This is a genomic window from Azoarcus indigens (assembly GCF_004361735.1).
In the GTDB taxonomy this organism is placed as follows: domain Bacteria; phylum Pseudomonadota; class Gammaproteobacteria; order Burkholderiales; family Rhodocyclaceae; genus Azoarcus; species Azoarcus indigens.
The window spans coordinates 209,916-232,558 of sequence record NZ_SNVV01000002.1 but is presented as its reverse complement, the minus strand read 5'-3'; the positions used below and the strand labels follow the sequence as shown (position 1 = coordinate 232,558).

The 22,643-nt window shown below is 64.9% G+C and carries 17 protein-coding genes; 3 read left to right on the top strand and 14 right to left on the bottom strand.

Features of this window, described 5'->3' with window-relative positions:
- Positions 1–18: 18 nt before the first annotated feature.
- Positions 19–1,131: a cell division protein ZapE gene (gene zapE / locus C7389_RS03935; RefSeq protein ID WP_133588571.1), complete on the bottom strand. Its 1,113-nt coding sequence runs from the start codon at positions 1,129–1,131 to the stop codon at positions 19–21.
- A gap of 228 nt (positions 1,132–1,359) precedes the next feature.
- Here zapE and C7389_RS03930 point away from each other — a divergent pair, with 228 nt between their 5' ends.
- Positions 1,360–3,690 carry a DUF3141 domain-containing protein gene (locus tag C7389_RS03930; RefSeq protein WP_246034616.1) on the top strand — a complete coding sequence of 777 codons (2,331 nt, stop codon included), beginning with the start codon at positions 1,360–1,362 and terminating at the stop codon, positions 3,688–3,690.
- Positions 3,691–3,773: 83 nt separating this feature from the next.
- Here C7389_RS03930 and lpdA read toward each other — a convergent pair whose 3' ends face one another.
- The 10 genes from lpdA to C7389_RS03880 all read right to left on the bottom strand — a co-directional run bounded on the left by lpdA (position 3,774) and on the right by C7389_RS03880 (position 15,222).
- Complete coding sequence (lpdA, locus tag C7389_RS03925) at positions 3,774–5,198, bottom strand: dihydrolipoyl dehydrogenase (RefSeq protein WP_133588569.1); 1,425 nt, start codon at positions 5,196–5,198, stop codon at positions 3,774–3,776.
- A gap of 86 nt (positions 5,199–5,284) precedes the next feature.
- On the bottom strand, positions 5,285–6,493 hold the full coding sequence (gene odhB / locus C7389_RS03920; RefSeq protein ID WP_133588567.1) for a 2-oxoglutarate dehydrogenase complex dihydrolipoyllysine-residue succinyltransferase: 1,209 nt from the start codon (positions 6,491–6,493) through the stop codon (positions 5,285–5,287).
- Between the two features lie 57 nt (positions 6,494–6,550).
- On the bottom strand, positions 6,551–9,382 hold the full coding sequence (locus C7389_RS03915) for a 2-oxoglutarate dehydrogenase E1 component (protein ID WP_133588565.1): 2,832 nt from the start codon (positions 9,380–9,382) through the stop codon (positions 6,551–6,553).
- Positions 9,383–9,537: 155 nt separating this feature from the next.
- Positions 9,538–10,833: a citrate synthase gene (gltA, locus tag C7389_RS03910; RefSeq protein WP_133588563.1), complete on the bottom strand. Its 1,296-nt coding sequence runs from the start codon at positions 10,831–10,833 to the stop codon at positions 9,538–9,540.
- Positions 10,834–10,899: 66 nt separating this feature from the next.
- Positions 10,900–11,136, bottom strand: a complete 237-nt coding sequence (locus C7389_RS03905; protein ID WP_133588561.1) for a succinate dehydrogenase assembly factor 2 — start codon at positions 11,134–11,136, stop codon at positions 10,900–10,902.
- Between the two features lies 1 nt (position 11,137).
- Complete coding sequence (locus tag C7389_RS03900; RefSeq protein ID WP_133588559.1) at positions 11,138–11,848, bottom strand: succinate dehydrogenase iron-sulfur subunit; 711 nt, start codon at positions 11,846–11,848, stop codon at positions 11,138–11,140.
- Between the two features lie 19 nt (positions 11,849–11,867).
- On the bottom strand, positions 11,868–13,661 hold the full coding sequence (gene sdhA / locus C7389_RS03895; protein WP_133588556.1) for a succinate dehydrogenase flavoprotein subunit: 1,794 nt from the start codon (positions 13,659–13,661) through the stop codon (positions 11,868–11,870).
- A 2-nt stretch (positions 13,662–13,663) separates the two neighbouring features.
- On the bottom strand, positions 13,664–14,011 hold the full coding sequence (gene sdhD, locus C7389_RS03890; RefSeq protein ID WP_133588555.1) for a succinate dehydrogenase, hydrophobic membrane anchor protein: 348 nt from the start codon (positions 14,009–14,011) through the stop codon (positions 13,664–13,666).
- Positions 14,005–14,394, bottom strand: a complete 390-nt coding sequence (sdhC, locus tag C7389_RS03885) for a succinate dehydrogenase, cytochrome b556 subunit (protein ID WP_133588553.1) — start codon at positions 14,392–14,394, stop codon at positions 14,005–14,007. Before sdhC ends, sdhD begins: the two co-directional genes overlap by 7 nt.
- A gap of 99 nt (positions 14,395–14,493) precedes the next feature.
- Positions 14,494–15,222 carry a GntR family transcriptional regulator gene (locus tag C7389_RS03880; protein WP_133588551.1) on the bottom strand — a complete coding sequence of 243 codons (729 nt, stop codon included), beginning with the start codon at positions 15,220–15,222 and terminating at the stop codon, positions 14,494–14,496.
- Positions 15,223–15,446: 224 nt separating this feature from the next.
- Here C7389_RS03880 and C7389_RS03875 point away from each other — a divergent pair, with 224 nt between their 5' ends.
- Positions 15,447–16,439 (top strand): malate dehydrogenase, encoded by a 993-nt coding sequence (locus C7389_RS03875; protein ID WP_133588548.1) that lies wholly within the window; start codon positions 15,447–15,449, stop codon positions 16,437–16,439.
- Positions 16,440–16,555: 116 nt separating this feature from the next.
- Positions 16,556–17,551, top strand: coding sequence for an HpcH/HpaI aldolase/citrate lyase family protein (locus tag C7389_RS03870; protein WP_133588546.1), 996 nt, complete (start codon positions 16,556–16,558; stop codon positions 17,549–17,551).
- 33 nt (positions 17,552–17,584) lie between these two features.
- On the opposite strand, the gene C7389_RS03865 is transcribed toward C7389_RS03870, so the two are convergent.
- The 3 genes from C7389_RS03865 to C7389_RS03855 all read right to left on the bottom strand — a co-directional run bounded on the left by C7389_RS03865 (position 17,585) and on the right by C7389_RS03855 (position 22,460).
- Positions 17,585–18,553: a hypothetical protein gene (locus tag C7389_RS03865; protein ID WP_133588544.1), complete on the bottom strand. Its 969-nt coding sequence runs from the start codon at positions 18,551–18,553 to the stop codon at positions 17,585–17,587.
- A 118-nt stretch (positions 18,554–18,671) separates the two neighbouring features.
- Entirely contained in the window at positions 18,672–21,356 is a 2,685-nt protein-coding gene (locus C7389_RS03860; RefSeq protein WP_162851654.1) for an EAL domain-containing protein, read from the bottom strand.
- A 210-nt stretch (positions 21,357–21,566) separates the two neighbouring features.
- Positions 21,567–22,460, bottom strand: a complete 894-nt coding sequence (locus tag C7389_RS03855) for a LysR substrate-binding domain-containing protein (RefSeq protein ID WP_133588540.1) — start codon at positions 22,458–22,460, stop codon at positions 21,567–21,569.
- Positions 22,461–22,643: the final 183 nt, after the last annotated feature.

Sequence of the window (22,643 nt, the reverse complement as noted above, 5' to 3'; positions counted from 1 at the left end):
GAGCGCCGCGCCCCGGTATCAATCGATGCGGTGGGCCTCGGCGAGATAATCGCGGGTGCGCATCTCCATCAGCCGGCTCACCGTGCGCACGAACTCGTGGGCATTGTGGCCTTCGGTGTAGAGGTCATGCGCCTCCACCTCGGCGCTCATCACGAGCTTGACCCGGTGGTCGTAGAGCACGTCGATCAGCCAGGTGAAGCGGCGCGCCTCGGAGGCATTGCCCGCCAGCATGCGCGGCACCCGCGACAGGAACAGGGTGTGGTGTTCCCGCGCCAGTTCAAGGTAATCGTTCTGCGAGCGGGCGCCGCCGCACAGGGTGGCGAAGTCGAACCAGATCACGCCCGGCGCCTGCCGGACCACGGGCAGCTTGCGCCCCAGCAGCTCGATCTCGCCGGCTTCGCCCTCTATCGCGGCGAGGCGGTGGAACTGCTCCTTCATCTGCCTATCCGCCTCGGCATCCGCCGGCACCAGGTAGATTTCGATCTTCTCCAGCGTGCGCAGGCGGTAGTCGGTGCCGTGATCCACCTCGAAGACGTCGAAGCGGCGCTTGATCATCTCTATGGTGGGCAGGAAATTCACCCGCATCAGGCCATTGGGGTAGAGGCCATCCGGCGGGTAGTTAGAGGTCATCACGAAGATCACGCCGCGGGCGAACAGCGCCTCCAGCAGGCGGCCGAGGATCATCGCGTCGGCGATGTCGGAGACGTGGAACTCGTCGAAGCACAGCAGGCGGGTCTGGCGGGCGATGCGCTCGGCCACCTTCTGCAGCGGATCGGGCTCGTGGTTGTGGTCCTTGAGGTCGTTCTGTACTTCCTGCATGAAGGCGTGGAAGTGCACCCGGCGCTTGCGCTTGTAGGGCACCGCGTCGAAGAAGCAGTCCATCAGGAAGCTCTTGCCGCGGCCCACACCGCCCCAGAAATACACGCTGCGCGGCATGCGCGGCTTGTTGAACAGCCGCCGCAGCGTGCTGCTGCGCGCCGCCTTGAAGCAAATGAGTTCGGTGTAGAGATTCTGCAGTCGCTGGACCGCAGCGCGTTGTGCAGGGTCGGACTTGAAGCCCCGGGCGCGCAGCTGGGCCTCGTAGGCCTCCAGCATGCCGTGCTCGGGAACGTTGAGGGTGCGATGGGGCATGGTGTGGAAAGGCGACGACGCGGCGGCCTCTCCAGCCCCCGCGTTCGGCCGCGGTGGCACGAATCGAAAACGCGATTGTAGAGCAAGGCGCCCCCATTTTCCGTCCGGCGGCCCGGCTTGCCCCCCGCCCGGGCGGACGCTATGCTGCAATGCAACACACCCATACTCAGCCGCGGCGCCAAAGCAGCGCCGCCCGCCCTCCCCCGATACAGACCGGAGACCTCACCCGTGGATCTCGCCACTCCGCCGCTCACGCCCGAATTGCCCGGCTTGTCCCTGCTCTCTGCCAGCCTCTCGAATGCAGGCCAGCTCTTCAGGATGCAGTTCGAGACCTTTGCCGCCGCCTCCGAATACCTTTACGACCGCTTCCAGCGGCAATGGCTGACGGCGGACGTGCTGCGCGAGCGCGGCAACCAGTACCTCGCCCACGCCCGCTCGGGCAAGCCGCCGGTGCTGGCCTTCGACTACGAGATCATCATGGACGGGCGCACCCTGCCCGATCCCGCCAACTACGCGCTGGCGCGCATCCATCCGCCAGCCGGCAGTCCGCCCACCGATCCGACCAAGCGGCCCTTCGTCGTCATCGACCCGCGTGCCGGCCACGGCCCGGGCATAGGCGGCTTCAAGATCGACAGCGGCATCGGCATCGCCATGCGCGAAGGCCACCCCTGCTACTTCGTGATGTTCTTCCCCACCCCTGAGCCGGGCCAGACCATCGAATCGGTGACCAAGGCGGAGTACGCCTTCCTCGCCCGGGTGAACGAGATGCATCCGGACGCCAGCCAGCCGCTGGTGATCGGCAACTGTCAGGGCGGCTGGGCGCTGATGATGCTGGCCGCCGCCGCGCCCAAGGCGGTCGGCCCCATCCTGCTGGCGGGCTCGCCGGTATCCTACTGGGCCGGTGTGCGCGGCAAGAATCCGATGCGCTACAGCGGCGGCCTGCTCGGCGGCACCTGGCTGGCCTCCTTCGCCGGCGACCTGGGCAATGGCCGCTTCGACGGCGCCTACCTGGTCAACAACTTTGAGCTGCTGAACCCGGCCAACACTTTCTGGGGCAAGCCCTACAACCTGTTCGCCAACATCGATACCGAGCGTGAGCGCTTCCTCGAGTTCGAGCGCTGGTGGGGCGGCCACTTCCTGCTCAACAAGGCGGAGATGGAGTGGATCACGCAGAATCTCTTCGTCGGCAACCGCCTGAGCGCCGGCGACATCGTCTCCGCCAACGGCCGCACCCGCATCGACCTGCGCAACATTCGCTCGCCCATCGTAGTGTTCGCCTCCTGGGGCGACAACATCACCCCGCCGCAACAGGCGCTGAACTGGATTCCGGACCTCTACGACAGCGTGGAGGACATCCGCCTCAACGAGCAGACCATCGTCTATTGCCTGCACGAGAAGATCGGCCACCTCGGCATCTTCGTGTCCGGCGCGGTGGCGCGGCGGGAGACGGACAAGCTGGTCGGCACGCTGGAGCTGATCGACGTGCTGCCGCCTGGCCTCTACGAAGCGGTGATCGAGGACACCCGCCCCGACATGCCGGGCCGGGAATACGTACGCGGCCGCTTCCACGTGCGCTTCGAGCCACGCACCATGGGCGACATCCTGGCGCTGGACGACGGCCGCGAGGATGAACGCGCCTTCGAAGTGGTGAAGCGGGTGGCCGGCGTCAACCAGGGTCTGTACGACACCTTCGTCTCGCCCTGGCTGCGGCTGATGAGTAACGAGGTCACCGCCGAGACTACACGCAACCTCAACCCCGCCCGCTTCGAGCGGCTGTGGTTCTCCGACGCCAACCCGCTGTGCTGGCCGTTGGCACCGCTGGCTGGCCTGGTGCGGCACAAGCGCGTCGCCGCCAAGCCGGACAATCCCTTCGTGCAGGCCGAGAAGCGCGTCTCCGACGCGGTGGAAGATGCCCTGGACCACTACCGGGACGTGCGCGACCGCATGCAGGAGCAGCTGTTCACCACCATCTACGAATCCCCGCTGCTGCAGGCCCTGGTCGGCCTGGGCCAGGGGGTGGTCCGCCGGCGCGAGCAGGCCCACACCTGGATGGAGGAAGAATTCCGCAAGCTGCAGCGCAATGCGCTGGACGGCGCCTTCGACAGTGGCAGCACGCTGGACGGCATGGTGCGCACCATCTTCTTCACCAAGCCGGACATGCTGGGCTTCGATGAGCGCCCCTTCAACCTGCTGCGCGAAGAACTGACCAAGGCCGGGGTCACGCCCAGCCGCGCGGCCATCGCCGACCTCAAGCAGACGTTGAAGCACCAGGCCCTGCTCTTCCTGCTGGACGAAGACCGCGCGTTGGCCGGCCTGCCCGCCCTGCTCCCCAACGAAGAGCTGCGGCGCAAGGCGCTGGATACCGCCCATTCCCTTGCCCGCGCCCGCGGCGACGTCGGCGAGATCTTCCAGCAGCGCTACGCCCGCGTCGCCCAGCAACTCGGCCTGCCGGCCGCGCTGCCAGGCCCGGCTTTGGACGGTGCATCCGGCAAAGCCCAAGCTGAGGCCACTCCGCCCGCCAAACCGGCCTCCCGCAGCCGGGCAAAAAAGAAGCAGTGAATATGAAAGGGGCGGAGGCCTTCGCGGCCTCCGCCCCTTTCCCTGCTGCAGATTTTCCGCCCCTCCCGGGGCGGGCTCAACACTCAGAAGTGCAGCGGACGCTTATCCACCGCCAGTGCTGCCTCATGCACCACCTCCGACAGCGTCGGGTGAGCGTGGCAGATGCGGGCGAGGTCTTCGCTGCTGCCGGCGAACTCCATCGCCACCACCGCCTCGGCGATCAGCTCGGAAGCATTGGCACCGATGATGTGCACGCCGAGGATGCGGTCGGTGTTGGCATCCGCCAGCATCTTGACGAAGCCGGAAGGCTCGCCCATGCCCAGCGCGCGGCCATTGGCCAGGAAGGGGATCTTGCCGGCCTTGTAGGCCACGCCTTCCGCCTTCAGCTGCTGCTCGGTCTTGCCCACCCAGGCGATCTCCGGGCTGGTGTAGATCACCCAGGGCACGGTGTCGAAGTTGCAATGTCCGGCCTGCCCGGCGATCAGCTCGGCCACCATCACGCCCTCTTCCATCGCCTTGTGCGCCAGCATCGGGCCGCGCACCACGTCGCCCACCGCCCACACGCCGGGCAGGTTGGTGCGGCAGTGGTCATCCACCTCGATCTGGGAACGCTCGTTCAGCTTCAGGCCCACCGCTTCGGCATTGAGGCCGTCGGTGTTGGGCACGCGGCCGACGGACACGATCAGGCGATCCGCGTCCAGCTTCTGGTCGGCGCCGCTCTTGTCCTTGTAGGCGATGGAGACGCCCTTCTTGGCGATCTTCACTTCACCGATGGTGACACCCAGTTCGAACTTGAGGCCTTGCTTGGCGAACAGCTTCTGCGCTTCCTTGGCCACGTCCTGGTCGGCGGCAGCGAGGAAATCCGGCATCGCTTCGAGGATGGTCACCTCGGAACCCAGGCGGCGCCACACCGAGCCCATCTCCAGGCCGATGACACCGGCACCGATGATGGCCAGCTTCTTCGGCACGCTGTCGATGTCCAGTGCGCCCACGTTGTCGCAGACCACCTTGTTGTCCACTGGGATGCCCGGCAGATGGCGTGCAGTGGAACCGGTGGCGACGATGACCTGCTGGGCGACGACCACTTCCTCGCCCACCTTAACCTGCCAGCCTTCCGGCGTCTTGGCGACGAAGCTGCCGTGGCCGTTCAGCAGGGTGACCTTGTTCTTCTTGAACAGGCCCTTGATGCCGCCGGTGAGCTGGTCGACGATGCTGCTCTTGCGCGCCATCATCTTGCTCACGTCGATCTTGGGCGTGCCGACGTTGATGCCCTGCGCGGCAAAGCTGTGGCCAGCCTCCTCGAACAGGTGGGAGGTGTGCAGCAGCGCCTTGGACGGAATGCAGCCCACGTTCAGGCAGGTGCCGCCCAGGCGCGGTTCGCCCTTGGGGTCGGCGTAGGGATTGGACTCGCAGCAGGCGGTCTTGAAACCGAGCTGGGCGGCACGGATCGCCGCCACGTAGCCGCCGGGACCGCCGCCGACCACCAGCACATCGAATTGCTTGCTCATGTAGTGCTCCTGTGAATGCCGCAGAGCGCGCGATCACGACTCGGGCGGCGCATGCGCCGCCCGAGTCCTAACCCGTGCGCCGGGTCTTAGACGTCGAGGATCAGGCGGGCCGGATCTTCCAGCGCTTCCTTCATCGCCACCAGGCCGAGGACGGCTTCGCGGCCGTCGATGATGCGGTGGTCGTAGGACAGCGCCAGGTAGTTGATCGGGCGGATCACGACCTGGCCGTTCTCGGCCACGGGGCGGTCCTTGGTGGCATGGATGCCGAGGATGGCCGACTGCGGCGGGTTGATGATCGGAGTGGACAGCATGGAGCCGAACACGCCGCCGTTGGAGATGGAGAAGGTGCCGCCGGAGAGCTCTTCCAGCGACAGCTTGCCGTCCTTGGCCTTCTGGCCGAACTCGGCGATCTTCTTCTCGACGTCCGCAACCGACATCTGGTCCGCATCACGCAGGATGGGCACCACCAGACCGCGCGGCGAACCGACCGCGATGCCGATGTCGATGTAGCCGTGGTAGACGATGTCGTTGCCATCGACCGAGGCGTTCAGGATGGGGTACTTCTTCAGCGCGGCAACCGCGGCCTTGACGAAGAAGCCCATGAAGCCCAGACGCACGCCGTGCGCCTTCTCGAACTTGTCGCCGTACTGCTTGCGCAGCGCCATCACCGGCGCCATGTTGACCTCGTTGAAGGTGGTCAGGATGGCGTTCTCGTTCTTGGACTGGATCAGGCGCTCGGCGATGCGGGCGCGCAGGCGCGTCATCGGCACACGCTCTTCCGGGCGCTCGCCGGCGATCACCACTGCCGGCGCGGCCGCTGCGGCCGGCTTGGCCTTGTTGGCGCCCACCGCGTCTTCCTTGGTCACCCGGCCGCCACGGCCGGTGCCGCTGACTTCAGCGGCGGTGATGCCCTTCTCTTCCAGGATCTTGCGCGCTGCCGGGCTCGGCGAGCCCGCAGCGGCGGAAGAGGACGCGGCAGCCGGAGCAGCCGGGGCGGCGGCAGGCGCCGTCACCGGCGGAACCGGCTCGCTCTTGGCGGCGCCGGAGGCGGCCTTGGCTTCGGTGTCGATCTGGGCGATCAGTTCGCCGGAAGTCACCGTGTCGCCGTTGCCCTTGACGATCTTCACCAGCACGCCATCGGCCGGAGCCGGGGTTTCGAGCACGACCTTGTCGGTTTCGATGTCGATCAGGTTCTCGTCGCGCGAGACGGCATCGCCTTCCTTCTTGTGCCACGAAACCAGCGTGGCTTCAGAGACGGATTCGGACAGCTGCGGCACTTTTACTTCGATCAGCATGGAGTTCTCTCCCGTATTCGTTCGGTTTCTTGCTTATGTTTGCGCGGGCTTGCGGACTCAGTCCTTGATCGGCGCGAAGGCGTTCTCGATGACCGCCTTCTGCTGCAGATTGTGCTTGGCGTAGTAACCCACCGCCGGCGAGGCAGCCGCAGGACGGCTGACCAGCAGCAGCTTGTGCTTCGGACCCAGCACGTTCACCAGGTGCTGACGGGAAGCCAGCCAGTACCAGGCGCCCTGGTTGCGCGGTTCTTCCTGGCACCACACCACTTCCTTGGCGTTGGGGAACTGCGCCAGGGCAGCGGCAAAGGCTTCGGTCGGGAACGGGTAGAGCTGCTCGATACGGATCAGCGCCGTGTCCTTGATGTTGTTTTCGCGGCGGTGCGCCAGCAGCTCGTAGTACAGCTTGCCCTGGCACAGCACGATGCGCTTGACCTTCTTCGGATCCAGCTTCTCGGTCTCGCCGATCACGGTGCGGAACCCGCCCTGCGCCAGTTCATCCAGCGAGGAGACCGCTTCCTTGTGACGCAGCAGCGACTTCGGCGTGATGATGATCAGCGGCTTGCGCACCCGGCGCAGCATCTGGCGACGCAGCAGGTGGAAGATCTGGCTCGGCGTGGTGGGCACGCAGATCTGCCAGTTGTTCTCGGCCGCGTTGTTCATGAAGCGTTCCAGGCGGGCGGAGGAGTGCTCCGGCCCCTGCCCTTCGTAGCCGTGCGGCAGCATGATGGTCAGGCCGCACAGCCGGCCCCACTTGGACTCGCCGGAACTGATGAACTGGTCCAGCACCACCTGGGCACCATTGACGAAGTCGCCGAACTGGGCTTCCCAGACGACTAGTTCGTTCGGCTCGGCGGTGGCGTAGCCGTACTCGAAGCCGAGCACGGCTTCTTCCGACAGCACCGAGTCGAAGCACTGGAAGCCGGCCTGGCCTTCCTGGATGAACTCCAGCGGCTTGTAGGAACCTTCGTCCCAGCGCTCGCGCTTCTGGTCGTGCAGCACCGCATGACGGTGGAAGAAGGTGCCACGACCGACGTCCTCGCCGGAGATGCGCACCGCATAGCCCTGCGCCAGCAGCGAAGCGTAGGCCAGGTTCTCGCCCATGCCCCAGTCCAGCGGCAACTCGCCGCGGCCCATGGCGCTGCGGTCGTCGATGATCTTCTTGACGCGGGAATGCAGCGTGAAGGTTTCCGGGATTGCAGTCAGGCGCTCGGACAGGCGCTTGATCTCCTGCATCGGGATGCTGGTGTCGGCATCGTCGGTGTAGGGCTGGTTCAGGAAAGGCGTCCAGTCCACCGAGAACTGGCGGTTGTGGCCGGACAGCACCGGGTTGTACAGCAGCTCACCCTTGTCCAGGTGCTCGCGGTACTGCTGGATCATCTGCTCCGGCTCATCCGCACCCAGGGTGCCCTCGGCAACCAGGCGATCGGCGTAGAGCTTGCGGGTACCCGGATGCTGCTGGACCTTGCGGTACATCAGCGGCTGGGTGACCATCGGCTCGTCCTGTTCGTTGTGGCCGAGCTTGCGGTAGCAGACGATGTCGACCACCACGTCCTTCTTGAACTGCTGACGGAACTCCACCGCCAGCGCCGTCACGAAAGCCACCGCCTCCGGATCGTCGCCGTTCACGTGGAAGATCGGCGCCTCGACCATCTTGAAAATGTCGGTGCAGTACAGCGAGGAGCGGTAGTCGCGCGGATCGGAGGTGGTGAAACCGATCTGGTTGTTCACCACGATGTGCACCGTGCCGCCGGTACCGTAACCCCGGGTCTGGGAGAAGTTCAGCATCTCCTGGTTCACGCCCTGGCCGGCCACTGCGGCGTCGCCGTGGATCAGCACCGGGATGACCTGGCCCTTCTCGGCGTCCTTGCGGCGGATCTGACGGGCATAGACCGAACCTTCGACCACCGGGTTGATGATTTCCAGGTGGGACGGATTGAAGGCCAGGGTCAGGTGCACCGGGCCGCCCGGGCTCATGACATCGCTGGAGAAGCCGAGGTGGTACTTGACGTCGCCGGCCGACAGATCGGCAGCGGCCTTGCCCTCGAATTCGGAGAACAGCATCTTCGGCGACTTGCCGAGGGTGTTCACCAGCACGTTCAGCCGGCCCCGGTGGGCCATGCCGATGACGATTTCCTGCGCACCCAGCGCACCGCCGACATGGACGATCTCGTCCATCGCCACGATGGTGGATTCACCGCCTTCCAGCGAGAAGCGCTTTTGGCCGACATACTTGGTATGCAGGTAGCGTTCGAGGGTTTCGGCTGCGGTGGTGCGCTCGAGCACCCGGCGCTTCTTGTCAGCCGAGAACTTGGGCGTGCCCCGCACGCTTTCCAGGCGGCTCTGGATCCAGCGCTTCTGCTGGATGTCCGAGATGTACATGTACTCGGAGCCGATGGAGCCGCAGTAGGTCTGGCGCAGCGCCTCGAGGATCTCGCGCAGGCTGGCGCGCTCGGTCGAGAAGCCGTGGAAGGAACCGACATTGAAGCTCTTGGACAGGTCCGCCTCGGTGAAACCGTAGTAGGACGGCTCCAGCTCGGCGATCTGCGGACGCTCGGTGCGCTTCAGCGGGTCGAGATTGGCCCAGCGGTTACCCAGGAAACGGTAGGCATTGATCAGTTGCAGCGTGGAAACCTGCAGCTTGTCCTCGCCACCGGCGGCAACCACGGTGCGCACCGGGCCGCGCTTCGCCATCTGCTCGAAAGCGGCGATGACCGGGCCGTGAGCCACGTCACGCACTGCACTGCCGGCCTGGCTCTGCAGGTTGTCGAAATAGGTCCGCCAGGCTTCGGGGACCGAAGCAGGATCGGAAAGATAGTTCTCGTAGAGTTCTTCGATGAACGGCGCGTTGGCACCGAACAGATGTGAAGTGTTCTGCAGCTCTTTCATCATGGTGTAGCCACCTGTGTGTTCTGGTTCCCTGCTTCCGGGGGTAAGTGTCCGGCTGCGGTGCCCGATGGAAAAACGGGATGGGCGCGACATCACGACCCATCCCGTAGGGCTTAGTCCGTCATCCGGCCTTGCCTCCCTTCCCTCTCCATCGTCTCTTACGGACGCTGCCCGATGGCCGGAACGTCGCGACGTGCCGCGCCGATGTACAGCTGGCGCGGACGGCCGATCTTGTATTCCGGATCGGTGATCATTTCTTCCCACTGGGTGATCCAGCCCACCGTCCGCGCCAGCGCGAAGATGCAGGTGAACATGGAGGTGGGGATGCCCAGGGCCTTCTGCACGATGCCGGAGTAGAAGTCCACGTTCGGGTAGAGCTTCTTCTCGACGAAGTACTCGTCTTCCAGCGCGATCTTCTCGAGTTCCTTGGCAAGCTTGAACAGGCGGTCGTCTTCCAGTCCCAGCTCGGTCAGCACGTCGTTGCAGACCTTGCCCATCAGCTTGGCGCGCGGGTCGAAGTTCTTGTAGACGCGGTGGCCAAAGCCCATCAGCTTGAAGCTGTCGCTCTTGTCCTTGGCGCGCTTGATGTACTCGCCGACGCGCGACACGTCGCCGATCTCTTCCAGCATGTTCAGGCACGCTTCGTTGGCACCACCGTGCGCCGGGCCCCACAGGCAGGCGATGCCGGCGGAAATGCACGCGAAGGGATTGGCGCCGGAGGAGCCCGCCAGGCGCACCGTGGAAGTGGAGGCGTTCTGCTCGTGATCGGCGTGCAGCGTGAAGATCACGTCCAGCGCACGAACCAGCACCGGGTTGGGCTTGTACTCCTCGCACGGGGTACCGAACATCATGTGCATGAAGTTCGCCGTGTAATCGAGGTCATTGCGCGGGTACATGAAGGGCTGGCCGAAGTTGTACTTGTAGGCCATGGCGACGATGGTCGGCAGCTTCGCGATCAGGCGGTTGATCGAGACGTTGCGGTGCTCCTGGTCGGAGAAGTCCATCGCATCGTGGTAGAAGGCGGACAGCGCGCCCACCACGCCCACCATGATCGCCATCGGGTGCGCGTCACGACGGAAACCGTTGAAGAAGCGGGTCAGTTGGTCGTGCACCATCGTGTGGGTCTTGATGGTGTTCTCGAAATCGCTCTTCTGCACCGCATTCGGCAGTTCGCCGTTCTTCAGCAGGTAGGCGACCTCGAGGAAGTTGCACTTCTCTGCGAGCTGCTCGATGGGGTAGCCGCGGTACAGCAGCTCGCCCTTGTCGCCATCGATGTAGGTAATGCTCGACTTGCAGCTGGCAGTGGAAAGGAAGCCAGAGTCGTAGGTGAACAAACCGGTTTTACCGCCCAGCGTTCGAATGTCGATGACATCGTTGCCGTGGGTGCCGGTCATTACCGGGAAATCGACGGCCTTGCCATCGACGGTTAGGGTTGCGGTGCGTTCAGTGCTCATAAGTCGTCCCTTCTCTGCTAGCCGGTTTAACTGCTCTGCTCCCTGTTCATGAAAGGCTGGTCAACGTCATGCCTGACGCAGCAAGCCGATCATCTCCTTCCAGCGGTCTACGTCGCATGTCTTGCTGCCATTGACCATCGCCCAGAGGTCGTAGTCGTCGCAGCGCAGCAGGTCGTCCAGATCCGCCAGCTGATCGTCGCTCAGACGATCGAAATGCCGCTCGAGGAAGCGTGCGAAGACAAGATCGAGCTCGAGCAGAGCCCGACGGCATTGCCAGCGCACACGTCCCCGGTTGATGCTCATCTCAGACCGCCCGACGGACCATCATGTCCTTGATCTTCCCGATCGCACGGGTCGGGTTGAGGCTCTTCGGACAGACGTCCACACAGTTCATGATGGTGTGGCAACGGAACAGGCGGTACGGGTCCTCGAGATTGTCGAGGCGCTCGTTGGTGGCCTGGTCGCGGGTGTCGGCGAGGAAGCGGTAGGCCGCCAGAAGGCCGGCCGGGCCGACGAACTTGTCCGGATTCCACCAGAACGACGGGCAGGAGGTCGAGCAGCATGCGCAAAGGATGCACTCGTACAGGCCGTTGAGTTCCTCGCGGTCCTCCGGGGTCTGCAGGCGCTCGCGCTCCGGAGCCGGGTCGTTGTTGACCAGGTAGGGCTTGATCGAGTGGTACTGCTTGAAGAACTGGGTCATGTCCACGATCAGGTCGCGGATGACCGGCAGGCCCGGCAGCGGACGCAGCGTGATCGGCTGGGCCAGCTTGTCGATGTCGGTCAGGCAGGCCAGGCCATTCTTGCCGTTGATGTTCATCGCGTCGGAACCGCACACGCCTTCGCGGCAGGAGCGGCGGAAGGACAGGGAATCGTCCTTCGTCTTCAGGCGGACGATGGCGTCGAGCAACTTCTTGTCGGACGCTTCCAGTTCAACGGAAATGTCCTGCATGTAGGGCTGCGCATCCTTGTCCGGATCGTAGCGGTAGATCTTGAATTGAACGGTACGCTTGCTCATCTCGTTTGTTCTCCCGCGCTCAGTAGGTGCGCTTGGCGAGCGCAATCGGCTCGACATCCGCCGACAGGGGCTTGAGGTTCACCGGCTTGTAGTCGAGGCGGTTGCCTTCGCTGTACCACAGGGTGTGCTTGAGCCAGTTCTGGTCGTCGCGGCCGTTCGGATGCTCGGCGGTATCCGGCGCGTCATCGCGTACATGGGCCCCGCGGGATTCCTTGCGGGCCTCGGCCGAGATCATGGTGGCCTTGGCGACTTCGATCAGGTTGTCCAGTTCGAGCGCCTCGGTACGGGCAGTGTTCCAGACCTTGGACTTGTCGGCGATCTGGGTGACCTTGGCCTGCTCGGCCACTTCCAGGATGCTGGTGACGCCTTGCTGCAGCAGCTCCTTGAAGCGGAACACCCCCGCGTGCTTTTGCATGGTGCGCTGCATGGCCAGGCGCACGTCGTGCACCTCGCTGCCACCAGTCTGGGTTTCCAGCCTGTTGATGCGGGCCAGGGAAACATCGGCGGCATCCGCCGGCAGCGGCTTCAGCACCAGATTCCCGGACTTGAAGTCCTCGACCACGGTCTCGCCCGCCGACTTGCCGAACACCAGCAGGTCGAGCAGCGAATTGGTACCCAGGCGGTTGGCGCCGTGCACCGAGGCGCAGGCGCACTCGCCGGCTGCGTAGAAGCCGGCCACCGGCACATTGGCGTCGCCATTCTTCGGCGCAACCACTTGGCCCTTGTAGTTGGTGGGGATACCGCCCATCTGGTAGTGGCAGGTCGGCACCACCGGGATGGGTGCCTTGATTGGATCGACGCCGGCGAACTGGATCGAGATCTCGCGGATGCCGGGCAGCCGCTTCATGATGGTCTCGGGCGACAGGTGGGTGATGTCCAGCAGGACGTGGTCCTTGTCCGGACCGCAGCCGCGCCCTTCGTTGATCTCGGTGACCATGGAGCGGGACACCACGTCACGCGAGGCCAGATCCTTCAGGTTGGGCGCATAGCGTTCCATGAAGCGCTCACCGGACGCATTACGCAGGATGCCGCCCTCGCCACGCACGCCTTCGGTGATCAGCACGCCGGCACCGGCCACGCCGGTGGGGTGGAACTGCCAGAACTCCATGTCTTCCAGCGGAATGCCGGAGCGCGCAGCCATGCCGACACCGTCGCCGGTGTTGATGAAGGCGTTGGTGGAGCTGTAGTAGATACGGCCGGCACCGCCAGTGGCGAAGATGGTCGCCTTGGCATGGAAGATGGAAACTTCGCCGGTTTCCATCTCGATCGCGGTCACACCGAGGACATCGCCCTCGCTGTTGCGGATCAGGTCCAGCGCCATCCATTCGACGAAGAACTGGGTGTTGGCTCGCACGTTGCGCTGGTACAGCGCGTGCAGCATGGCATGACCGGTACGGTCCGCAGCGGCACAGGAGCGCATCACCGGCGCCTGGCCGTAATTCATCGAGTGGCCGCCGAACGGACGCTGGTAGATCTTGCCGTTGTCGGTACGGTCAAAGGGCATGCCGTAGTGTTCGAGTTCAATCACCACCTCGTTGGCCTTGCGGACCATGAACTCAATGGCGTCCTGGTCACCCAACCAGTCCGACCCCTTGACGGTGTCGTACATATGCCAGTGCCAGTTGTCCTCGGTGGAGTTGCCCAGCGATGCCGCCACCCCGCCCTGCGCCGCCACGGTGTGGGAACGGGTTGGGAACACCTTGGTCAGCACAGCGGTCTTGAGGCCCGCTTCAGACAGTTGCAGGGCTGCACGCAGGCCGGCACCGCCGGCACCGACGATGACCGCATCAAAGGTACGCTTCGCGACGTTCACGCTTACAGCCTCCAAAGAATCTGGGCTGCCCAGCCGGCGTAACCGACGAGCAGGAAAATGGTGATCAGGTGCAGCACGAGGCGCAGGCCGGTCGGCTTGACGTAGTCCATCCAGATGTCACGAATGCCGATCCAGGCGTGGAAGAACAACGAGAGGAAGAACAGGAAGGTCGCGAACTTCATCAAGCCGTTGGAGAACAGACCCGACCAGGCTTCGTAGCTCAGTTCCGGCAGGGTCAGCGCACAGATACCGAAAACAACGGTATAGATGGCCATGAAGAGCGCGGTGGCGCGCTGCGCGATCCAGTCGCGGAGGCCGTAGTGAGCCCCGACCACATGACGATTCACCATAGCTTCACCCCGATGATGACGGTGAGCGCCAGGCTCACGACGAGAACGATGCGGGCGGAATTGCGCGCGGACGGCAAGTCCAGCCCCTGGTGCAGATCCAGCAGCAGGAAGCGGATGCCCGCACAGAAGTGGTGCAGGTAGGCCCACAGCAGGCCGAGCAATACCAGCTTCGCCAGCGGGTGGCTGACAACTGCCTCGAAGGTTGCGAAGGTTTCCGGCGAACCCAGGCTGCGACCGAAGAGGAACAGCAGGAAAGGCAGCAGCAGGAAGAGGCCCGCCCCGCTCACCCGATGAAGAATGGACACGATGCCCGGCAGCGGCAGCCGGATTTCGTGAATGGCCAGATGCTTCGGCCTTTGCTTGCGCACTGTCACTTCTGACATGAAGACTCCCCTGAACATTTGCGGCGAAAAACCGCCGCCGACTTCAAAAAGTTCATAATTATAGCTTTCCTGAATACGACGTTAGCCAGCCGCGCCCCGTCAATTCAGCTCGTTCAGATAGAAATGTTCCGCCGTGGAATACAACCCGCGCCGCCACTCCACCGGCTTGTCGCCGTAGGTGTAAGTCACCCGCTCGACCGACAGCAGTGGCGTACCTTCGGGCACCTTCAGCGCCTCGCTGGTCGAGCGGTCCGCCGCGACCGCCCGGATGCGCTCCTGCGCGCGGATCATGCGCAGACCGAAACGCGTCTCGAACAGGCTGTAGAGCGAGCCGTTCCAGTCCTGCAGCGCTTCGAAGGTCAAACCGGGGAAGACGTCGCCCGGCAGGTAGATTTCGTCCACCACCACCGGCTTCTGCGCGAAACGCAACAGGCGGCGAACGATGATGATGGGAGCACCGAGCTCGATGCCCAGCATGCGCGAAGCCTCTTGCCCCGCCTTGGCACGCCAGCAGTCCAGCGGCACGCTCTGCGGATGGGAAAGATCACCATCCATCGGCACCAGGCGCAAGAAGCGGAACAGGGCACGCGGATCGTTGTGCGAGGCGACGAAGGTGCCTTTGCCCTGCTTGCGGATCAGCAGATTCTCCGCAGCCATTTCGTCGATGGCCTTGCGCACCGTTCCCTGGGAAACGGAGAATCGCGCCGCCAGCTCCTGCTCGCTGGGAATCGCTTGACCGGGACGCCACTCCCCCGCCTCAAGCGCTTGTAGGATCAGCGTCTTGATCTGGCGGTAGAGCGGGCTGAAGGTGGGGGATTCCTGGGCCATCGGCGTATTGGAGCATAAATTTTTCCGAGCGTCTATGCCATGTCTCATATCTTATATAAGACAAAAGACATGATTTGACAGGCCAGCCCTTAGCTTCTACCATCCTTGCGCCCTGCCCCAAGGCCGCCTATACCAAGCCAGGCTGTGCGCTTTCGGGCGATTGCTGCGCCGTCAGCGCGGGCATGAACATCCTTTCATCAAGACCGTTTTTTGGGAGTACTTTCATGAGCAAAGCCCCTGTGCGCGTCGCTGTCACCGGCGCAGCCGGCCAGATCGGCTACAGCCTGCTGTTCCGCATCGCCAGCGGTGAAATGCTGGGCAAGGACCAGCCCGTCATCCTGCAACTGCTCGACCTGCCCCAGGCCCAGAAAGCGGTCAAGGGCGTCATCATGGAGTTGGAAGACTGCGCCTTCCCGCTGCTCGCCGGCGTAATCGCCACCGACGATCCCAACGTTGCGTTCAAGGATGCCAAGGTTGCACTGCTGGTCGGCGCCCGCCCCCGCGGCCCCGGCATGGAGCGCAAGGACCTGCTGACCGAGAACGCCAAGATCTTCACCGTCCAGGGCGCGGCCATTGGCCAGTACGCTGATCCGGACTGCAAGGTGCTGGTGGTCGGCAACCCCTGCAACACCAACGCCTACATCGCCAAGGAAGTCGCCCAGAAATACGGCCGCGTTCCGGCGAAGAACTTCACCGGCATGCTGCGCCTGGACCACAACCGTGCGCTGTCGCAGCTGGCCACCAAGTCGGGCCGCGACGTGGCCTCCCTGAAGAACCTGGTGGTGTGGGGCAATCACTCCCCCACCATGTACGCCGACTACCGTTTCGTCACCTCCAACGGTGACAACGTCAAGGGCCTGATCAACGACGACGCCTGGAACAAGGACGTGTTCCTGCCCACCGTCGGCAAGCGTGGCGCCGCCATCATCGAAGCCCGTGGTCTCTCCTCCGCCGCCTCCGCCGCCAACGCGGCGATCGACCACATCCGCGACTGGGTGCTGGGCTCCAAGGGCGAATGGGTCACCATGGGCATTCCGTCCGACGGTTCCTATGGCATCCCCGAGGGCATCATCTACGGCTTCCCGGTGACCACCGAGAACGGCGAGTACAAGATCGTCCAGGGCCTGGACATCGACGCCTTCTCCCGCGAGCGCATGACCAACACGCTGAACGAGCTGCTGGAAGAACGCGAAGGCGTGAAGGACCTGCTGGCCTGATACCTGGCCACGGTCGCAGAAAGAAGCAGGGAGCGCACGGCAATGCCGTGCGCTTTTTTATTGGCCTCACGCCCTGCTATCCTCGACACCCCGCCGCAGCCTTCGAGACCCTCCCGATGCGTTACAGAGCCCACCCGAGCGATGTCCTCTTCGCCGGCGAAAAGCCCTTTCCCATACTGCCCGCAGTGGATCATTACGCCGGCGCCGAGAAGTTGATGCTGAAAGCGCTCTCGCTTCAACGCGAGCTCGGTCCGGTCTTCGACCTCACCTGTGACTGCGAGGACGGCGCCCGCGCTGGCGCCGAGGCGGAGCATGCGCAGATGGTCGCCGAGTTGGTGACCGGCCCGGAGAATATCCATGGCCGTGTGGGCGCCCGCATCCACGACATTACCCACCCCCACTGGCAGCGCGACCTGGAGATCCTGATCGGCGCTGCCGGGGAACGGCTGGCCTTCATCACCCTGCCCAAGGTCAGAAGCGCTGTCGATGCCCTGGCCCAGATCGCGGAGTTGCGGCGACAGGAAACCGCGGCCGGACTAAGCCGCGCCCTGCCTGTCCATGTATTGATAGAGACTCACGGCGCCCTGCGCGAGGCCTGGCAAATCGCCTCGCTGGCGGGTGTCGAGTCGCTGGATTTCGGGCTGATGGACTTCGTTTCCGGCCACCACGGCGCCATCCCCGCCTCGGCGATGAAAAGCCCGGGGCAGTTCGATCATCCGTTGGTGGCACGAGCCAAGCTGGAAATCGCGGCGGCCGCGCTGGGTTGCGGCGTCGTGCCGTCACACAACGTCACCACAGAGCTGAAGGATCTGGAAGTCATCCGCAGCGATGCAGGCCGGGCGCGGCGGGAGTTCGGCTACCTGCGGATGTGGAGCATCCATCCGAACCAGATCCTGCCCATCGTGGAGGCAATGCGACCAGATTTCTCGGAAGTGGAAGAGGCCGGCGAAATCCTGGCTGCGGCACAGGACGCCGACTGGGGACCGATACAACAACGCGGCCGTCTGCACGACCGCGCCTCCTACCGCTATTACTGGGAACTGCTGCAGCGCGCCCGCCAAACCGGCATGCCGATCGACCCGGCGCATCTGGCACGCTTCTTCGGTGCCTGAAAACAGCTCCCGGCCAGGCCGGGAGCAGCGGTTTTACTCCTGCCGCGGAGCTTCCGGCTTGCCCGCCGATGCGGCTTCAGCCGGCTTTTCAGCGGCAGCCTTGGACTGAGCGGTTTTGGGTTGAGCAGCCTTCGCCGAAGCAGCCTTGACCGCAGCCGGCTTGGCTTTGGGAGCGGCCGCGGGCTTGGCCGCCTTGCGGGGACTGGCCTTCGCCGGCTTCTTCGCCATCTCAGGCTTGCTCGCCGCCTTGGTAGCACCGGTTTCTTCCTTTACCGCAACGGCGGCCGGAGCCGATGCCGCCTTCGCCGAGCTTGCTGCCGGCTGCGGTGCCGGAGCCTGAGGCTTGGCGGCAGTCTCGGGCCTCTGCTTCGCAGCCGCTAGGCGCCTGGCGGAAGGTGCGGCGTTGGCACTCGCAGGCCTGGCCTTCTCTGCCGGCGCCGCCTTTGAGGCAACCGCAGCCTTCTTGGCGGGCTCAGGCTTGGCCTTAACCGGCTTTGCTGCCGGCGCGGCCTTGACCGCAGGCGCCTTCTTCGCGGCCACCGGCTTGGCCACAGCCAGAGCCTCGACAGTGCGCGCAGCAGGGGCTTCGCCCTTCTGGGGCGCCTTCTCGGCCGGCTGACGCGCCGTCGGCAGCGGAATACCGAATCCGGCCGCCCTTGCCTCCAACATGAGCCAATCTGCCGCCGGCGCCCAGGGCAGCGCCGCCCGCAGCATCACCTTGACCGCCTCTTCGCCGTCATGGCCATCGGCGGACGCACCGCCATCCAACCGCGGCAGCCAGGGCAGGAAGAAATCGATCTGGGAGGGCTGATTCTCGCGCTCTTCCGCCAGCGCAGGCAGCCAAGGGCTGGGCCCGGAGCCGAATGCGCTCAGCCAGGCGTGCCACTGCTCGCCCCAGAAGCTGCTCCAGCCTTGCCAAGCAGAGAAGGGGCGGGTCCAGGCGTCTACCCAAAGGTCCGAGAATGCCGCAATCGGATTCGCGGCGGGGCTGGTGCGCTTCATCGCAGGCTCTCCCGAGTGGAAAAGCGCTAGCTTACTCTGCCAGAGATTGCAGCGGGATATCCGGGGTAGATTGCGGACCTCGCGCGCTCACGCCGCGGCCTCCCCGTATCATGCCGTCTCAGTCCGGACGCGCGGCCAGCCAGTTCGCGAAATCCGCTCCGGGCATCGGCTTCGCGTACAGGAAGCCTTGCGCGCTGTCGCAGCCTTCTCGGCGCAGCAGATCCGCCTGCGCCTGTACCTCCACCCCTTCGGCCACCACCGCGAAGCCCAGGCTACGGCTCAAGGCGATCACCGCACGGGTGATGGCAAGGTTGCTGCCATCGCCCGGCAGATCGCGTACGAACTCGCGGTCGATCTTGAGCCTATGCACCGCCAAGTGCTTGAGGTAGGCCAATGACGAGTATCCGGTACCGAAATCGTCGATCGCCAACCCGACCCCAAGCTCGCGCAGCGCCGCGATGACGCGCTTGGCGTTGTCGGCGTTGTGCAGCAACGAGCTTTCGGTGATCTCCACTTCCAGCGCCGCCGCCGGCAGGCCGGTTTCCTCCAGCACACGGGCGACCACTTGCTCGAAGCCGCCGCGTTCGATCTGCGGCGCCGCCACGTTCACCGCCACCCGGCCGGGGTTGAGGCCGGCGTCCAGCCAGCTGCGCGCCTCGCGACAGGCCTGCCGCAGCACCCAGGCACCTATCGGCACGATGAGGCCGGTCTCTTCGGCCAGCGGGATGAACTCCAGCGGGGGCACCAGGCCGCGCGCCGGATCGCGCCAGCGCAGCAAAGCCTCCACGCCTATCACCCGGCCTGAACACAGATCCAGCTGCGGCTGGTACCACAGTTCGAAACTGCCCTGCTCCAGCGCCTGGCGCAGGCCGTGCTCCATCTCCAGCCGCCGGCGCGCGGCCAGGGCCATTTCGTCATGATGAAAGCTGAAGGTGTCCCGGCCCAGCTGCTTGCTGCGATACATCGCGGTATCGGCAGCCTTGATCAGCGAGGTCGCATCCGCGCCGTCGCGGGGGAAGATGGCGATGCCTATGCTGGCGGACACTCGCGTCAGGTGGCCATCCAGGTCCACCGGCAGCGCCATTTCCGCAATTAGTTGCTCGGCGGTCTCGGACACCGCCTCGCCCAGGCTGATGTCCTCCAGCACGATGGCGAACTCGTCGCCACCGAAACGGCATACCGAATCTTCCTCGCGCAGGGCCGCGCGCAGACGCTCGGAGACCACCTGCAGCAAGCGATCGCCGGCGGGGTGGCCGAGGCTGTCGTTGACGTTCTTGAAGCCGTCCAGGTCCAGCAGCAGCACCGCGACGCTGGAACCGGTGCGGCGGGCGCGGTCCAGCGCATGCTCCAGGCGGTCACCAAGCAGCGCCCGGTTGGGCAGGCCGGTGAGCGGGTCGTAATGCGCCAGACGCTCCAGCTGGGTCTCGGCATCCTTGATCTGGGAGATGTCGGAGAATACGGCGACATAGTTGCTCACCCTGCCCTCGTCATCCTTCACCACGCCTATGGTCAGCCACTGGGGATACACCTCGCCGGTCTTGCGCCGGTTCCAGATCTCGCCCTGCCATTGACCACGCTCTTTCAGCGTCTTCCACATGGCGCGGTAGTACTCGCGGTCGTGGCGGCCAGATTGGAGGATGCGGGTATGGCGGCCGACGACGTCGATCTCGTCGTAGCCGGTGATGAGGCTGAAGGCAGGATTCACCGACAGGATGATGCCGCTCTCGTCGGTGATGGAAATGCCTTCGATGGTGTTGTCGAATACCGTCGCGGCCTGCCGCAGGCGTTCCTCCGCGATGCGCCGGGCAGTTACGTCGCGGCCGACGATGACCAGGCCATCGCGGCTGCCGTCTCCACGGCGGATCGGAATGCGGGTCACGTCGAAGTAATGGCGCTCGCCCGCCGGATCATTCACCACCTCGATGGAATGACAGGGCAGCTCTTCGCTGTTCCAGGCCACTTCGTCGTTGTCCAGGCACTGTTGCAGCGCAGGCGCATACTCCGGCCGTAGCAGACCCAGTTCGCGGTCGGTCATGCCGAACCATTTCTCGCCGCGCAGGTTGAACAGCGCCTGCGCGCGCTGGTTGGTCACCAGCCAGCGACCAGCGCCGTCCTTGAAGAAGATGGCGTCCGGCAGCGCTTCGATCAGCGCGCTCATGCGCCGCTCGCTCTCCCGCACCCTCTCTTCGGCTTCCTTGCGCTCGGTGATGTCCAACACCGTGCCGACCAGGCCATGGACCTCGCCATCCGGGCCGGCGATGGTGGCCTTGTAGAAGATCACGTCGCGCCGGCCGGCCTGGGTTTCCACCTGGGTTTCGTATACCTGCCTCCCCCTGGCGTCCAGCAAGGCTCGATCGCGCTGCTCGTAGGCGGTAGCGAGGTCCGCGGGCGCGACTTCGTAGACCGTGCGGCCGATGATCTCCGTCTTGGAGCGCCCGAGGAATTCGCCAAAGGCATTATTGCAGCCGAGGTAGCGCCCGGAGACGTCTTTGTAGAAGACCGGCGCGGGAATGGCATCCAGCACCGCCTGCAGGAAGCGGCCGCGCTCCCGCCGCGCGGCGTCGCCGACGCGGGCAGCGCGCTCGCCCCGCACCGCCAGCATGAGCACCAACGCCCCACCGCCGAGGAAGGCGCCAAGCACACATAGCATCGCACCGGAAAGTGCAGGCACATGGGGTTCGGTCAGCACTTCGGAAGCACCGGGAATCGCCATGCTGTCCGTCTTGCCGAGCAGGAAGCTCAGGTAGAGCAGCAACAACATGCCGGCGAACACCAGTGCATCCACCCACCAGCGGCGATGCATGGGGGACGACGATGAATCTGGACTACTGGCCATCTTTCTTATGTTCTGTTCTGCAACTGCGGGGTTGGTCATCCACCCACTCGCGCGGGCGGAAGGAAGGCCGCATTCTACGCGTCGCCGCAAACAGCTCAAACGCTGTAACAAAACCTGCCCGCCTGTTCATGCCGTCGGACTTATGCCAGACGACACCCGGTATTCCGGAAAAGCACGTCAGGGCTTGCAGACCTCATCCAGCACGGCGAGAAAGCCCCCCAGCAGCGGCGCCGGCGCCTCCTTGCGGACCGCGACCGCCAGGCCGAAGTAAGCCTCCTCGTCCTCGATCGGCAGGTAGTTCACCCGGGGGATGCGTACGCACTCCAGTGGCGAGGGCAGCAGCGCGATGCCCAGCCCGGCGGCGACCAGGCCGATCTGGGTTGTCGCCTCCCGCGCGGTCTGCACGACATTGGGTTCGAAGCCCGCCCGGCGGCAGAGGCGCCGGAGGATGGCCGGCAGGCCGGTGCCGGCATCGGGCGGAAAGGTGATGAAGCCCTCGCCCTCCAGTTGCTCGAAGCGCAGCGCCGCTGCTCTCGCCAACGGATGGCCGGCGTTGAGAACCAGCCGCAGTGCGTCCCGTCCGATCTCCCGCAGTTCGATCCCCGCCGGCGCGTCCGGCGAGTGGTAGCGCACCAGGCCGACATCCAGCTCTCCCCGGGCAAGCGCGGTGAACTGGTCCGTGGAGAACATCTCCTCCAGTTGCAGCCGCACGTCCGGGTAGCGGCGGCGATAGGCGTCCAGCACCGCCGGCATGGTCTCGGTGTAGGGCAGCGAGGAGGTGAAACCGATGCGCAGTTCGCCCACCTCGCCCTGCCCTGCCCGCCGCGCTTCGGCAGCGGCCAGCGCGGCCTGGGCGAGGATGTCGCGCGCCCGTTCAAGAAAGCGCTTGCCGGCCTCGGTCAGCATCACTTTGCGCTTGCTGCGCTCGAACAGCCGCGCGCCCAGCTCCTGCTCCAGGTCGCGGATCTGCATGGACAAGGGCGGCTGGCCGATATGCAGGCGAGCTGCCGCCCGGGTGAAGTTCAGTTCTTCCGCAACCGCGACGAAGTAGCGCAGATGCCGTAGCTCCATTCATATATCCAACAGATCAGAAGACCCCTTCGAATATATTGGACTGCCACCCTGGACACAATCTACTGTTGAAGTACGGCCCGCCGCAGCGCCCGGCCGACAACAACAGGATGGCTCACCGTGTCCGCAGCAGCCCCAAGCCCAGAGAGATCCACCTCGCCCGCGGCGTCCCCCGCCTCCGAC

What these genes read in the sequence shown, in the direction of transcription:
- zapE (WP_133588571.1), bottom strand. Translation starts at nt 1,131, where the DNA reads ATGCCCCATCGCACCCTCAACGTTCCCGAGCACGGCATGCTGGAGGCC.
- lpdA (WP_133588569.1), bottom strand. Translation starts at nt 5,198, where the DNA reads ATGAGCAAGCAATTCGATGTGCTGGTGGTCGGCGGCGGTCCCGGCGGC.
- odhB (WP_133588567.1), bottom strand. Translation starts at nt 6,493, where the DNA reads ATGCTGATCGAAGTAAAAGTGCCGCAGCTGTCCGAATCCGTCTCTGAA.
- C7389_RS03915 (WP_133588565.1), bottom strand. Translation starts at nt 9,382, where the DNA reads ATGATGAAAGAGCTGCAGAACACTTCACATCTGTTCGGTGCCAACGCG.
- gltA (WP_133588563.1), bottom strand. Translation starts at nt 10,833, where the DNA reads ATGAGCACTGAACGCACCGCAACCCTAACCGTCGATGGCAAGGCCGTC.
- C7389_RS03905 (WP_133588561.1), bottom strand. Translation starts at nt 11,136, where the DNA reads ATGAGCATCAACCGGGGACGTGTGCGCTGGCAATGCCGTCGGGCTCTG.
- C7389_RS03900 (WP_133588559.1), bottom strand. Translation starts at nt 11,848, where the DNA reads ATGAGCAAGCGTACCGTTCAATTCAAGATCTACCGCTACGATCCGGAC.
- sdhD (WP_133588555.1), bottom strand. Translation starts at nt 14,011, where the DNA reads ATGGTGAATCGTCATGTGGTCGGGGCTCACTACGGCCTCCGCGACTGG.
- sdhC (WP_133588553.1), bottom strand. Translation starts at nt 14,394, where the DNA reads ATGTCAGAAGTGACAGTGCGCAAGCAAAGGCCGAAGCATCTGGCCATT.
- C7389_RS03880 (WP_133588551.1), bottom strand. Translation starts at nt 15,222, where the DNA reads ATGGCCCAGGAATCCCCCACCTTCAGCCCGCTCTACCGCCAGATCAAG.
- C7389_RS03875 (WP_133588548.1), top strand. Translation starts at nt 15,447, where the DNA reads ATGAGCAAAGCCCCTGTGCGCGTCGCTGTCACCGGCGCAGCCGGCCAG.
- C7389_RS03870 (WP_133588546.1), top strand. Translation starts at nt 16,556, where the DNA reads ATGCGTTACAGAGCCCACCCGAGCGATGTCCTCTTCGCCGGCGAAAAG.
- C7389_RS03865 (WP_133588544.1), bottom strand. Translation starts at nt 18,553, where the DNA reads ATGAAGCGCACCAGCCCCGCCGCGAATCCGATTGCGGCATTCTCGGAC.
- C7389_RS03860 (WP_162851654.1), bottom strand. Translation starts at nt 21,356, where the DNA reads ATGCATCGCCGCTGGTGGGTGGATGCACTGGTGTTCGCCGGCATGTTG.
- C7389_RS03855 (WP_133588540.1), bottom strand. Translation starts at nt 22,460, where the DNA reads ATGGAGCTACGGCATCTGCGCTACTTCGTCGCGGTTGCGGAAGAACTG.